Source organism: Thermaerobacillus caldiproteolyticus (assembly GCF_015326725.1).
In the GTDB taxonomy this organism is placed as follows: domain Bacteria; phylum Bacillota; class Bacilli; order Bacillales; family Anoxybacillaceae; genus Thermaerobacillus; species Thermaerobacillus caldiproteolyticus.
In genome coordinates, this window is record NZ_CP064060.1 from 92,851 (window position 1) to 105,533 (window position 12,683).

Annotated in this window: 13 protein-coding genes; 7 read left to right on the top strand and 6 right to left on the bottom strand. The window is 41.2% G+C overall.

From position 1 onward, the window contains the following. The first annotated feature begins 25 nt into the window (after positions 1-25). Positions 26-436 carry a hypothetical protein gene (locus ISX45_RS00500; RefSeq protein WP_194519701.1) on the top strand — a complete coding sequence of 137 codons (411 nt, stop codon included), beginning with the start codon at positions 26-28 and terminating at the stop codon, positions 434-436. Here the strand turns inward: ISX45_RS00500 and ISX45_RS00505 are convergent. The 4 genes from ISX45_RS00505 to ISX45_RS00520 are packed head-to-tail and all read right to left on the bottom strand — an operon-like array spanning position 393 to position 5,078. After that, positions 393-1,568 carry a YheC/YheD family endospore coat-associated protein gene (locus ISX45_RS00505; protein ID WP_194519702.1) on the bottom strand — a complete coding sequence of 392 codons (1,176 nt, stop codon included), beginning with the start codon at positions 1,566-1,568 and terminating at the stop codon, positions 393-395. The genes ISX45_RS00500 and ISX45_RS00505 overlap by 44 nt on opposite strands. Further along, positions 1,565-2,917 (bottom strand): YheC/YheD family endospore coat-associated protein, encoded by a 1,353-nt coding sequence (locus tag ISX45_RS00510; RefSeq protein WP_194519703.1) that lies wholly within the window; start codon positions 2,915-2,917, stop codon positions 1,565-1,567. Before ISX45_RS00510 ends, ISX45_RS00505 begins: the two co-directional genes overlap by 4 nt. Further along, positions 2,914-3,981: a YheC/YheD family endospore coat-associated protein gene (locus tag ISX45_RS00515; RefSeq protein ID WP_194519704.1), complete on the bottom strand. Its 1,068-nt coding sequence runs from the start codon at positions 3,979-3,981 to the stop codon at positions 2,914-2,916. The genes ISX45_RS00510 and ISX45_RS00515 overlap by 4 nt, the downstream gene beginning before the upstream one ends. Before the next feature lie 5 nt (positions 3,982-3,986). After that, the gene (locus tag ISX45_RS00520) at positions 3,987-5,078 is read right to left on the bottom strand and encodes a YheC/YheD family endospore coat-associated protein (RefSeq protein ID WP_194519705.1); all 1,092 of its coding nucleotides are present in this window, start codon (positions 5,076-5,078) and stop codon (positions 3,987-3,989) included. A gap of 204 nt (positions 5,079-5,282) precedes the next feature. Between ISX45_RS00520 and ISX45_RS00525 the strand changes: the two genes are divergently transcribed. The 4 genes from ISX45_RS00525 (at position 5,283) to ISX45_RS00540 (ending at position 9,018) form a co-directional block, all read left to right on the top strand. Continuing rightward, entirely contained in the window at positions 5,283-5,687 is a 405-nt protein-coding gene (locus ISX45_RS00525; protein ID WP_194519706.1) for a DUF445 family protein, read from the top strand. Positions 5,688-5,803: 116 nt separating this feature from the next. Further along, positions 5,804-6,157: a YlbF/YmcA family competence regulator gene (locus ISX45_RS00530; protein ID WP_181555657.1), complete on the top strand. Its 354-nt coding sequence runs from the start codon at positions 5,804-5,806 to the stop codon at positions 6,155-6,157. A 79-nt stretch (positions 6,158-6,236) separates the two neighbouring features. After that, entirely contained in the window at positions 6,237-7,124 is an 888-nt protein-coding gene (locus ISX45_RS00535; RefSeq protein WP_194519707.1) for a Cof-type HAD-IIB family hydrolase, read from the top strand. Positions 7,125-7,518: 394 nt separating this feature from the next. Then, positions 7,519-9,018: a coproporphyrinogen III oxidase gene (locus tag ISX45_RS00540; RefSeq protein ID WP_181555659.1), complete on the top strand. Its 1,500-nt coding sequence runs from the start codon at positions 7,519-7,521 to the stop codon at positions 9,016-9,018. Positions 9,019-9,856: 838 nt separating this feature from the next. Here the strand turns inward: ISX45_RS00540 and ISX45_RS00545 are convergent. Continuing rightward, positions 9,857-10,000: a hypothetical protein gene (locus ISX45_RS00545; RefSeq protein ID WP_194519708.1), complete on the bottom strand. Its 144-nt coding sequence runs from the start codon at positions 9,998-10,000 to the stop codon at positions 9,857-9,859. Between the two features lie 181 nt (positions 10,001-10,181). Continuing rightward, a complete protein-coding gene (locus tag ISX45_RS00550) occupies positions 10,182-10,367 on the bottom strand; it encodes a YhzD family protein (protein WP_181555660.1) in 186 nt (61 codons plus the stop codon). 154 nt (positions 10,368-10,521) lie between these two features. Here ISX45_RS00550 and ISX45_RS00555 point away from each other — a divergent pair, with 154 nt between their 5' ends. Together ISX45_RS00555 and ISX45_RS00560 are read left to right on the top strand one after the other, a co-directional pair. Continuing rightward, complete coding sequence (locus ISX45_RS00555; protein WP_181555661.1) at positions 10,522-11,421, top strand: ABC transporter ATP-binding protein; 900 nt, start codon at positions 10,522-10,524, stop codon at positions 11,419-11,421. Beyond that, positions 11,414-12,652, top strand: coding sequence for an ABC transporter permease (locus tag ISX45_RS00560; protein WP_194519709.1), 1,239 nt, complete (start codon positions 11,414-11,416; stop codon positions 12,650-12,652). Before ISX45_RS00555 ends, ISX45_RS00560 begins: the two co-directional genes overlap by 8 nt. Positions 12,653-12,683 lie beyond the last annotated feature (31 nt).

The following is a 12,683-nucleotide window of genomic DNA, read 5'->3' on the forward strand; positions in this document are numbered from 1 at the left end:
GTTGGACAAGCAAGGAGGAAAGAAGATGATGATTGGTACGTTAAAACAAATATTACAGGCGACGAGTGTCTCCCAACGTCTCGGTGAGAAGTTAATGGCACGGTTGTCAGAAGAGAGATGGAAGCAACAGTTAGCCTCTTATTTACAATACGAGCAAAAGCAATATGAGCTATGGCAATATATTTATTTTTTAATCGCGGGAAGATATGGCGAGAAAAGCGTAGACGATGCGGTCATGGATGGATCAGTTAATGATCTCGTCAACGCTGCGCTTGGCAACGAAATAAAGAAAGCAATGTTGTGCTATGAATTGCGAGCGGCTCTTTCTGGGGCACCGCAACAAGCGGCGGACCGAGCTTTGGAGCGTGCATTAGAATACGGAAATTTATTTGTTATGATGATGCAAACCCGCTTAACTGATCAAATACAGCGATGAGGCGTTTGGCGCCGTGAGTTTGAATCTCCGGTTCATCAAAAATCATCGGTTTAGAGTTCAGCTCATAAATGTATAATTGCCCGTCGGTTCCTCGCCCGATGTCAATGGAAAATTCTCCGATAAACCCTAAGTGTTCAGATAATGTTAGTCCGCATTCACGAACGATCGTGTGTAAAAGGGATTCATGAAATCGCTCTTGGACAAGGCGGTATGGAATTTTTCTTCCCCCGTTCGGAATATGCGTCGTCATTTGCTGGGTTTGTGACAGCCTCACGCCAATGCCGCTTATCGTATGCGTTCCGTTGTTGTAATGAGCGAGGATACGCAAATCGTAACGGTTGCCATGGAACGTGTCGGAATCAATCGCTTGTTGAGCAATATACTCTGTTAACTCGTAAAGCTCGTTCAGTTCATCGATTCGAGAGAGAAGCTTTCGTTCATGCATTCGTTCAAAAATGATTTCTTCTGTTGGGGTATACGTTAAGGTGAAAATACCTTTTCCTTTCCAGCCCCCGTTTGGTTTCATGTAAATGTGTTTGTATGTGTGTAGCATGGTGAGAATGTCATCAATTGTGTGCACTTGAACGGTTGCAGGAAGATGTGGGCGCAACCGTTCGTTTGTATGCAGCAGCTCATACAGCTGCCATTTTGCAAAAAAACAAGGATTAAAGTATGGGATTCGATGGTTATGAAGCCATTGAATGAATTGGCGAAATGTCTCTGATTTTTCTTCGCTGCGGCTTTTTATTCGATTATATACAACATCGGGAAGCGGGGTAATCGTTTCGATCCATTCTTCATTTTGCTCAGAAAAGATGTATCCATGAAGCGTATTAGCACGGACTCCGTTTAATGTGAAGACAATCCCGATTCCGCCGGACGTTTGTAAATGGGAATTAATCATTTCGATGTAACGTTTCTGTCGTTTTTGAAGATGGGGGATAGACGATTCGCTCAGTAGTATTCCAACGAGCGGTCCGACTTTCCCGTGCCTTTCTTTGACGCGAAACGATAAAAAAGGAATCTGCTCAGAAAATGATAACGCATGGTTGTTATGGCCGAGCGTGTAGGTGCACCCTTTGTCTCGGTGAAACCATGTTTGCGTATGCACGCTATAATAAATGGTTTTCATGTCAGTAATGCCTCTGGTGCAGTAATCATTTGTTTGCTTAAATATACGGCGTATTCCAGTGATAGAACGGTCGTTAGCTCATCGTATTGTTTTAATTTCGGGTGTTTGAAAATGGAGCGGCCGGGTTTGGAATTGGCTTCGAATAACCATAGGTTGTTTTGTTGGTCGATTCCAATGTCAAAGCCGATTTCGCCGATCATCATATCAAGTTGCTCCTCTAAACAGCGGCTTAATGTAAGGGCAGCGTGTTGTAACCGCTCTGTCATTTTCGTTTGTTCCTCTTTTTTCGGAAACACTTCTTCTACCGTTTTGACGATTCCTCCGTTATTGATATGGGTCGTCACGCTTCCCTTCCCCGCAATTTTGGCAGCGATGGCGCTCACTTGCCATATTCCATGCTCGTCTTTATTGGTATGAATGCGAAAGTCTACTTTTCTTCCGTTCACTTCAATGAGTGGAATCCCTTGTTGGAGAATGTACAGCTCCATGTTCTTATCTGCTAACAATTTTCCCCATAAATCTGAAAGGGTTGGAAACTTTTGTAATCGGTTGCATCCTTGATGGTCCCGGAATCGGCAATAATAGGAGTTGTTACGCTGAATAAGTTGATAAATTCCTAACCCGAGACTGCCGTTTGCTGGTTTAATATAAACTTGTTGATATTCATCCAAAAATTGTTGTGCTGCCTCTATTGTTGGAGGGCTCGCTGTGTCCGGAAGATAGGCGCGAGCAAGCGGATGTTGTTGCAACAAACAATAAATGTCCCATTTGTTAAAAAAGTTTTCATTAAACCATGGAATAAAATATTCCGTTTTTAATTTTTGTTTAATTTCTTGAAACATTGTTTCATTTTCAGTTCGCCGGTTGGGAAGACGGTTATAAATGACGTTAGGAAACGGAATTTCATGTTGTTCCCAGCCTGTTTTCGTGTAAAAGTAGCCGGTGACTGTTCCTTTGTCCCAATGAATATGGTGAGCCCCAAATACAAACGCAAATCCGCCGACCTTTTTTTCGTTCGATAATAATTTCGCAAAGAAAAAGCTTCTTTTTCCAATTGGTCGAATGGATGATTTCGTAAATCCGGCTGTAAAGATGCCAATTAACGGTCCAATATAAATGGTATCTTCATCAAGGAAGAGATGAATGCGATTGGCAAAAGGAATGCGTAGACGTTCTGCGACATCTTTAGTGACGATAATCTCATTGTTGAGGGCAGAAGATGAAACAATTTGACAAGAAGTAGATACGCTTCCGAAGGCGATGTCCGTTTGCCCTGACAAGGGAGCTGTAGAGGGAAGCCAAACCGTATTTTCGCCGTGGTTTTGAATTGTTAATGCATAGATGTTCATTGTATATTCACCTCTTTGGCTAGGAACTGACAATAGCGAAGTGGAGAGTGATATAATGTCTCGCTTTCGTGCGGCGCGGTTTCTGTGACGATTTTCCGCCCCGGTTTTGAGTTCATATCGATGATCCATACCGCTCCATCACCTGTGACGCCGATATCGAGGCCAAGTTCAAACAACGGACCGAATTGCTGTTCAAGGTATGGCGGTAATGAGCGAAGAATGGTATCAATCCCATCCGCAATCAGCAAGCGTTTGTGCGGAGAAAGATGATGAACCCATTCCGAAAACGGATAAATGGTAGCACCTGCGCTTATGTTCGCTACGAAAGTACCGGTGTTGCCAATGCGCACCCCTCTGCCTCGTTCTACCCACTGGCCATGTTCGTTTTTTTGTAAAAGAAAGCGAAGGTCGAATGGGTTTCCTTCGTCCGTTTGAAAGGAGAAAAGCGGCTGAATAAGATAAGGTGAGGTGCTGTGTAATGAGTCAAGCCACTGATTTAATGTTTGTCTTGTGTTAACGTGTAAGATCGTGTCTCCAAAGGCATCTATCACATGCAGCTGTTTGCCCGCTTTTTTTACAATATAAATTCCTCTTCCACGAGAGCCTTGTTCCGGCTTGCAAATGACCGCCTTTTCGTTTCGCAGCATTCGCGTGAGGTCATTGGCTGAATGTAACCGAGCGGTTTTAGGCGTGTAAAACGAAAGAATGGGATGGTTGCTAACACTTTGATATAACTCCCACTTATTCGGGAATCCGTGCCCTAAAAACGTGACGTCCGGACGGTTTTTTAGCCATTGTACAATTGGCTTGCTTTTTTTCGAACGGTCATCGGAACGGTAAAAGCATCGGTCATATAAAAGCGAAGGGATGTCAAACATACAAGAAATCCAAGACTGTGACTCGTCATCAAAGCGCTCTCCATTCACTTTTTCCGTTAGTGGGTCAATCGAAAGCGGAGTAAAGCGATATACGCTGATTCCATAATGATGTGCCCGTTTGGCGATTTCTGTAACGTAGTCATGCTCTTGGTATTCATACACTGTCAAAAAACCGAGAGAAATCAATTATCTCACTCCTTTTTTTGCTTGTTAAGCGACAAACAATAATGAATAATGGCTTTGGCAGAAGGACGAATCGCTTGCGTAGCGGTCGACGTATCCGCCTGTTTCGACGGCTTGGTGTTCACTTCGATGATCCACGGTTTTCCATCATGATCAAGCGCCAAATCGATGCCGAATTCACCATATAACCCATCGGCTTCATTCGCCAATGCATTCGCTACTTCTAACGCTAATTCTTTTAAAAAGCTTTTTTGCAATGAAGCAGTTTTTTTATCGTAAAATTGCCTTAGCAGCGAGGAGAGTGGAACGATGTCACCACCGCGGGCAATGTTGGCGACAAATTGTCCTTCTTGAGCGATGCGGGCGATCGCGGATGTTACTTGCCACTGGCTGCCATGGATGCGATGGCATAATAAGCGAAAGTCAACAGGGCGGCGTTGAACGGTTTTTAGCGATAATCCTTGCTGAATGATGACCGGATATTTTATTCTTTCTTTCAACGAAAAAAACAATGAACAAGTTGAAGAATATTGCTGTACCATATCCTTCGTAAAAGTTGAATAATCAAGCCGAAAATCGGTTTCTGTTTTTTCGATGCGAAAAATATTCCTCCCTTGACTACCGTGAATTGGTTTGATAAAAGCGACAGGGAATTGTTCGAGAAAGTCATCCAATATTGTTTTTGTTGTCAATAGCTCCGTTTTGGGCAAGTACGGTTGTAAGTAATGATAGTTTGATAAAAGTTGATGCACTTCCCATTTGTGTAAAAAACGATGGTTAAACATCGGAATATGCTCATCTTTTACCTTTTTTACTAATTGTTCAAATAAACAAGAATGCTCTGTTTTTCGCGAATGAATGCGATTATAAATAACATGCGCCCGCGGAACAGAGATTTGCTGCCATTTTCCATCAATCCAACAGTATCCTTGTTGATCATTTTTTAAATACATTGGTAACGAAGTGACATACAGCATTACCTGTTGTTTTTGGCTGTAATATGCTAATTCCTGGCAAAATTCGTGAATAGAGCCAAAATGAACGCCAGATTCTGTATGAAAAATTTCCGTCAAAACAGCGATGACGTGGGGATGGTTCATCGTTCTCCCTCATTTACGCTTTCGTTCAACAAGCTCTATAATGGGAATTTAAGCAAACGTTTCATATGGTATCGTATGTTTTTCGCCTAGTATTGGTGATAGATGGAATGTGGGAAAGGGGAGAAACATGGAAACGATTTTGTATTTGTTATTTATGGTTGCTGTCGGGGCAATTATTGGCGGTGTCACTAACTTGCTCGCCTTTTGTTAACAGAATGGAACAAACTTATTGATTATCCGTTTATAGCGATCGAAGATCTAGTTGGAAAAGAACGAATACAGCAATCGATTCACCAATTTGTTGCAAGAACAGTGGAAAAACCATTAGCGGATGTTGTTGTCCCATATCAAGCGAAAATCATGAACGAATGGATTCCAAAAGTGGTGTCCATAGGAGGACAATGGCTGAGCGGACAAGTGGAAGAGATTGTTCAGCGATTGCAATTAGCGGATATTGTTCGTTCCGAAGTCGAAACGTTTTCTGTCGAACGTCTAGAAGAAATGATTTTGTCGATTTCGCAGCGCGAATTCAAAATGATTACGTATTTAGGAGCGCTGTTGGGCGGATTAATTAGAATTTTACAAGGAATCGTCGGCCTTTGGATTTGAGTGTCATTCATGGAGAAGTATTGGGAGTTTTGTGCTATAATAAAGGAATATCGCGCTTGATTGGTGCATACGTTAGTGGTAGTGAAACGTTACTTTTTATATTAGGAGGCTTTCTCATGTCGACCCAACTGTATAATCTCGCTCAGCAACTACAACAAGCCATTCGCTCTAGCAATGATTTTCAACAGTTAAAGCATGCGTATGAAGAAGTGCGCCGTGATGAAACAGCATATCGGATGTTCACTTATTTTCGTGATTTGCAAATGCAGCTTCATCAAAAACAACTCATGGGAACGTCGATTTCCCCTGAAGAAGTGGAACAAGCGCAAAATGCAATGACGCAGGCACAACGAAATGAAAAATTGGCGAATTTAATGGAGATCGAGCAACGAATGAGTATGGTCATGGCGGATATTCAACAAATTGCGATGAAACCGCTCGAAGAATTATATCGTTCTTTTGCTGAATAAATCAGAACACTCATATAGTGGGTGTTCTTTTTTTGTCCGTATTGTCATAGCTATGAAGTGATAAGGCAAGTGTGACAACATGAAAAAGGGGGAGGCATCTGTGGCATATAAATTGCTTGCTCTCAATATTGATGGCACGATTTTGAAAAATAACGGTCGTCTGCCAAAAGAAACGAAAGAAGCGGTCGAGTTTGTAAAGAAAAAAGGGGTTTATGTGACACTAATAACGAGCCGGAACTTATTAGCGGCGCGAAAAATCGCCAAAGCGTTAAAACTAGATAGCATGCTTATTACATTTCAAGGAGCGATCATTGGAAAATCATTGAATGAGAAAATATACGAAGCAGTTATCCCTGAAGAACGTACGTTTAATATTGTTCAAGTATTGGAAAATTTCTCTTGCAATATTCGCTTAATGCATGAACGATATTCGATCGGCAATCGGAAAAAAGTTCAAAAGGATCTAGTGGCTAAAACAGTATTGTCGTCAGGGGATCCATTTTTTTATCCAACACAATTTGTTGATTCTCTCGGTGATGTGCTGCGCGATGATCCGTTAACTGTTCCTAAAATCGATGTATATTTTGCAAATGGGAAAGAAATACAGGAAGCTGCTGCAGTGTTAAGGGAAGCCTTTCCGAATATTGAGATCATTATGCAACCGAACGGAAAGATGGAAATTGTGCCGCAAGGGGTGTCGAAGTTAGCGGGATTAAGACGACTCGGAAATCATTTAGGAATTTTATTGAACGAAATGGTTGTTATTGGCGATGGAATTGATGATATTCCGGCGATTGAGGCAGCAGGCTTAGGAGTGGCGATGGGGAATGCTCCGGCGGAAGTGAAGAAAGTCGCCGACTGGGTGACACGCTCTAACGAACAGCTCGGCGTGGCGTATATGATTAAAGAACATTTCCGAAAACAACAACGTCCAGAGTTTTTACGAAAACTAAAAATGAAGCGTTAGGTAAAAGGCTGGGAGCGTCGAGCCCAGCTTTTATTTTCATATCTCGCTTTCTTTTTCGAGGAAAACTATCTAGCTTCAGCTCCCAACCTTGTTTGCTTCTTGAATGAGTATCCATGCAACGCTTGCTTCAAGAATTAAAAAGTGATGATCGAGAGTTCGGAGAAAAGCCCAGTTCTCTCCGAAGTACAAGCATATCTACGAGGAAATAACATTTGTCTGTCGCGGGAACCGGGATGAAGACCTTTCACCGTTTGCACACAGGACGTGGACAGTTTTTAGGAGAAATTGGGGCGCTTGCGCTTTTCTTAATACCGGAAATAATCGTCTCTTGACGAGTAATGAGGGCCTTCTGTACACTTAAATAAGTTTGAAATGGAATTTGAAATGAAAGGTGATGTCGTTGCGTATTCAAATTAATGGGCTGCGAGATGTCGAACGATTTCAGCGCCCGCTTGAAGTCATTACCGATTTATTTTTTGAAGAAAATGACGTATCGTTTGAGCCGGTTCATGATCCCGATATGATCGTGACGTTTTTATTAAATGGAGAAGACGTATGCGTTGTGCGCGGAACTCTTACAGCGAACGGAAACGTGTTGAAAGCGGAATATGAAAAAAATCTACGCCCATATACCGATGAGAAAGAGCGTTTTAAGCAAGTAAAAAATACCGTTTTTCATGTATACTTGACGCTTATGCAACAATATACCGGGCTCATTCAGCATTGGGGAATTTTGACCGGTGTGCGCCCGGTGAAGTTGTTGCATCAAAAATTGCGATCAGGTCTGTCCAAAGAGGAAGCGCATCGCCAGCTTCGAGAAGATTATTTAGTGACGGAAGAAAAAATTCAGCTTATGCAACAGATTGTGGATCGCCAGCTAACTGTGGTTCCTGACTTATACGAACTAACGAATGAAGTAAGCATCTATATCGGCATTCCGTTTTGTCCGACGAAATGCGCGTATTGCACATTTCCGGCGTACGCGATTAATGGACGCCAAGGCTCTGTTGATTCGTTTTTAGCCGGACTTCATTATGAAATGAGGGAAGTTGGACGGTTTTTAAAGGAGCGCGGCATTAACATTACAACGATTTACTATGGTGGCGGTACGCCAACGAGCATTACTGCGGAAGAAATGGATCGATTGTATGCGGAAATGTATGAGTCGTTTCCAAACGTGGATCGCGTCCGTGAAATTACCGTTGAGGCAGGGCGCCCTGATACGATTACTCCAGAAAAATTGAATGTGCTCAAAAAGTGGAACATTGACCGCATTAGCATTAACCCGCAATCATACATTCAAGAAACGTTAAAGGCGATTGGACGCCATCATACGGTAGACGAAACGATTGAAAAATTCCATCTTGCCCGCAGCATGGGAATGAACAACATTAACATGGATTTAATCATCGGGCTTCCAGGGGAAGGAATCAATGAATTTAACCATACATTAGTGGAAACGGAAAAATTAATGCCGGAGTCGTTAACCGTTCATACGTTGTCCTTTAAACGGGCGTCCGAGATGACGAAGAATAAAGAGAAGTATAAAGTCGCGGACCGTGACGAAATCGGCGCGATGATGAAAGCGGCCCAAGATTGGACAAAGCAGCACGGCTATGTTCCTTATTATCTATATCGACAAAAAAATATTCTCGGCAATCTTGAAAATGTCGGTTATGCGCTTCCGGGCCAAGAAAGCATTTATAACATTATGATCATGGAAGAACAGCAATCGATTATCGGACTTGGCTGCGGAGCATCGAGCAAGTTTGTTCATCCAAAGACACGAACTATTACGCGGTTTGCGAACCCAAAAGAACCGAAAGTGTATAACGAACATTTCGTCCACTATACGAACGAAAAGCTAAAAATGATGGAAGAGCTGTTTCGATAAGGTTTCTTGGAGCGGCTATCATGGGCTTCAGACGGATGTCTGAGGCCTATTTTTTGTGGAAGCGTGGGGGATTACGCCTGGCTCCAGCATTCGAAAAGAAATCAGAAACAACGAAAAGAGCCATTGGTTGAACAGATTAGAAATGAGTATTTAAAAGTCCTGCAAAACCTGCGAAAGTCCAAAAATTACACAAAAGCTATGTAAATAAAGGATTCGTATGTCTCCAGAAACAACGGCTCGAATCATAAACGACGAGGGATTGGGAGCCATTGCTGTCCATAAATTCAAAGCTGCCACAAACAGTCATCATTACAACGGATATGCCCAATCTGCTGAAACAAAACTTTCAAAAAAGTGCGGATGACAGATATTACGCGCATTACTCCCTATAAAAATCAGGTTTCATTTCTTTTTCCATACAATCGCCTTTTTTATGTAGTATTATTGCATTCTAATTCCTTTTGAAGTCGAGAAGAGAAACAAGAAAAATCCCTTGACATCCAAAGGAAGTGTCAGTCTTATGAGAAAGTTTGAATGCAACATAAAAATAATCAAAACGTGGTGATGTACCAATAACCCCTTAAAGAAAATAAATTTAAGATTAATATTAAAAAACTGTAACAATAATAAAGCAAAAAATAAAATATCCTAAATACTTAATTCTCTTAGGTAGAGTACTCAAATGGAAGACATTCCCTTTGAATACTCTTCCCGCTTCAATTTTCTGTAAGTCTTCTATCGATGTAAATAATTTATCTTCGCCTACATTATGAAATTCTTCCGTCGATTGTGTCTCATGAATTTTTTTAATTATCCCCACTTCCTTCAATATCATTTATTAATAGAATCTATTACCATAGTAAATAATTTTATTGAAGCTTTTTGGCTGAACTAGCCCATCTATTGTAATATCTGTAGTTGCTTCATTCATGAATGCTTGTTGATCTTTTTCCAAAGCAGTAGCATTTTTATTTTCCATCATTTTTAGAGCCTTTTCCTAGTACAGCATATTGATTGCACTATTCATCTTCTGAAATCTTTAAAGCAGAAATATAGTCTTTAAGGAGGGATTACTGAAAGAGGAACTTATAAACATAGCTAACTTTGTAAAAAATCTAGTGAAGCAAAGTCACTAGAATACCCGATTGCCCCCGCAGCAAATGTTAGCGATGGAAAAGGATGAGCTTGCCGCTTGATGATGTACAGCGATGTGTTTTATCGTAACAGTTATGTTCACGCAATTTTTGCTCACCAATTTTTTTTGCTTCTTCTTCATTTACGGCTTCAAACATTTCATCCAATAATTTTTCCCCGCTTTTATCAAATGCAGTCAGTGTAAAGAAAGGCATATGCGTTTTCCTCCTTAGTCGAATGCTTCTTTGTGATTACTATTCTGCTATTTTTTTAATTTTCCTTCTAAATAATGAAACTTTTCGCTACAATAAAACGTGTAATAGAATGTTGGTAATTTTAGTTTTTATTAACAAAATTGGGGGAGTGAGAATGAGTTTGCGTTTGGAACATGTCACAAAGCGATTTGGCGATGTGACAGCAGTAAACGATGTCACACTAAGCATTCCAGAAGGAGAAATGTTCGGATTCCTTGGAGCGAACGGAGCTGGGAAAACGACGACATTTCGCATGATTTTAGGATTGCTAGATCCGACTGAAGGGACGATTACGTGGAACGGTCACGAAATTAATTACGCAAAGAGCCACTTAATCGGTTATTTGCCGGAAGAGCGCGGCTTGTATCCGAAATTAAAAGTGAAAGAACAACTCATTTATTTAGGAAGATTGCGCGGTCTGAATAAGGAGGCCATTTTGAAAGAAATAGAATATTGGCTTGAGCGCTTTAAAGTACCGGAATACGCCGAAAAGCGGGTTGAGGAGCTGTCAAAAGGGAATCAGCAAAAAATTCAATTTATCGCTGCGGTATTACATAAGCCGAAGCTGTTAATTTTAGACGAGCCTTTCAGCGGACTTGATCCTGTAAATGTCGAATTGTTAAAGGAAGCCGTCATTGATTTAAAAAATAATGGCACAACGATCGTTTTTTCGAGCCATCGCATGGAACATGTTGAGGAGTTATGCGAGCATCTTTGCATTATGCATCGCGGCAAGCCGGTTGTTCACGGCGCTTTGAAAGAAATTAAACGGTCATTTGGCAAAAAGAACATCATCATTCATGCTGATATTCCGCTTGATGAATTAAAAGATTTTCCGGGGGTTGTCAAAGCAAAAACAACAGCAGAAGGCATTCATTTGCAAATCGAAAGCGAAGACGTTTCCCAGCACATTCTTGCCCATATCGTTAACAAAGGCTTCATTCGTAAATTTGCATTGGAGGAACCTTCCTTAAATGATATTTTTATTGAAAAAGTAGGTGCGGCGTATGAATAAATTTTGGATTATTCTTTGGCATACGTATGTGACAAAACTAAAGGCGAAATCGTTTATCATTACAACAATTATTACAAGTTTGCTTGTGTTTGCGTTGACGAATTTGAATCATATTATTGAATTTTTTAATAAAGACGAAAAGAAGACGGTAGGTGTCATCGATCAAACAGGGACGCTTTACGAGCCATTACAAATGCAACTAAAGAAAAGCGGGGAAAGCGATATTCGGCTTCAATCGTTTACCGGTTCCGAAGACGAAGCAAAAAAGAACGTTCAGCGAGGAAAATGGGATGCTTTTCTTTCCCTTGCTTATGATGACAAACAACTGCCTAAAGCGACGTATTACGCAAACACGATTGCTGATAGCGATACACCAAATAAGCTTGAGCAATCACTTCAGCAAGTAAAAACCGCGTTAGCCACCGCTAAAATCGGTTTAAAACCAGAACAAGTGACTCAGTTATACGAATCGGTTCCATTTCATAAAGTAGCGTTAGAGAAAAACGCAAAGACAGAGGAAGAGCTGAATCAGGCGCGCGGTCTTGTCTACATTTTGCTATTTGCAATGTACATGTTCGTGCTTATGTACGGAGGAATGATCGCTTCAGAAGTAGCGACAGAAAAATCGTCGCGCGTCATGGAGATTTTAATTTCAAGCGCTCCGCCGGTACAGCAAATGTTTGGAAAAATCATTGGGGTCGCTTTAGTAAGTTTGACGCAATTTATTGTTTTGTTTGCAATTGGTTTTAGCTCGCTCAAAAGCAGCGGAAAGGAATTGTTGCAGTTTCTTGGGTTTGAACACATTCCGATTTCTACGTTTGTGTATGCAATTATCTTTTTCCTGCTTGGCTATTTTTTATACGCCACGTTATTTGCGGTACTTGGCTCTCTAGTCAGCAGGGTCGAAGAAGTGCAGCCGATGATTACACCGGTGACATTGCTTGTCGTCGCCGCCTTCTTTATCGCGATGTTTGGTCTTAATGCACCGGAATCTTCATTCATTACCGCAACATCGTTTATTCCGTTTTTTGCGCCGATGATCATGTTTTTGCGCGTTGGCATGCTGCCGGTTCCGTTTTGGGAAATTGCTGTTAGCCTTGCTTTATTAATCGTTACCATTGGACTGTTTGCCTTTTTCGGGTCAAAAATTTATCGCGGCGGAGTATTGATGTACGGAAAATCAACCTCACTCAAAGATATTAAAAAAGCGATTCAATTAACGAAAAAATAAGGCCTTGCGCATGCAAGGTCTTATTTTTTGC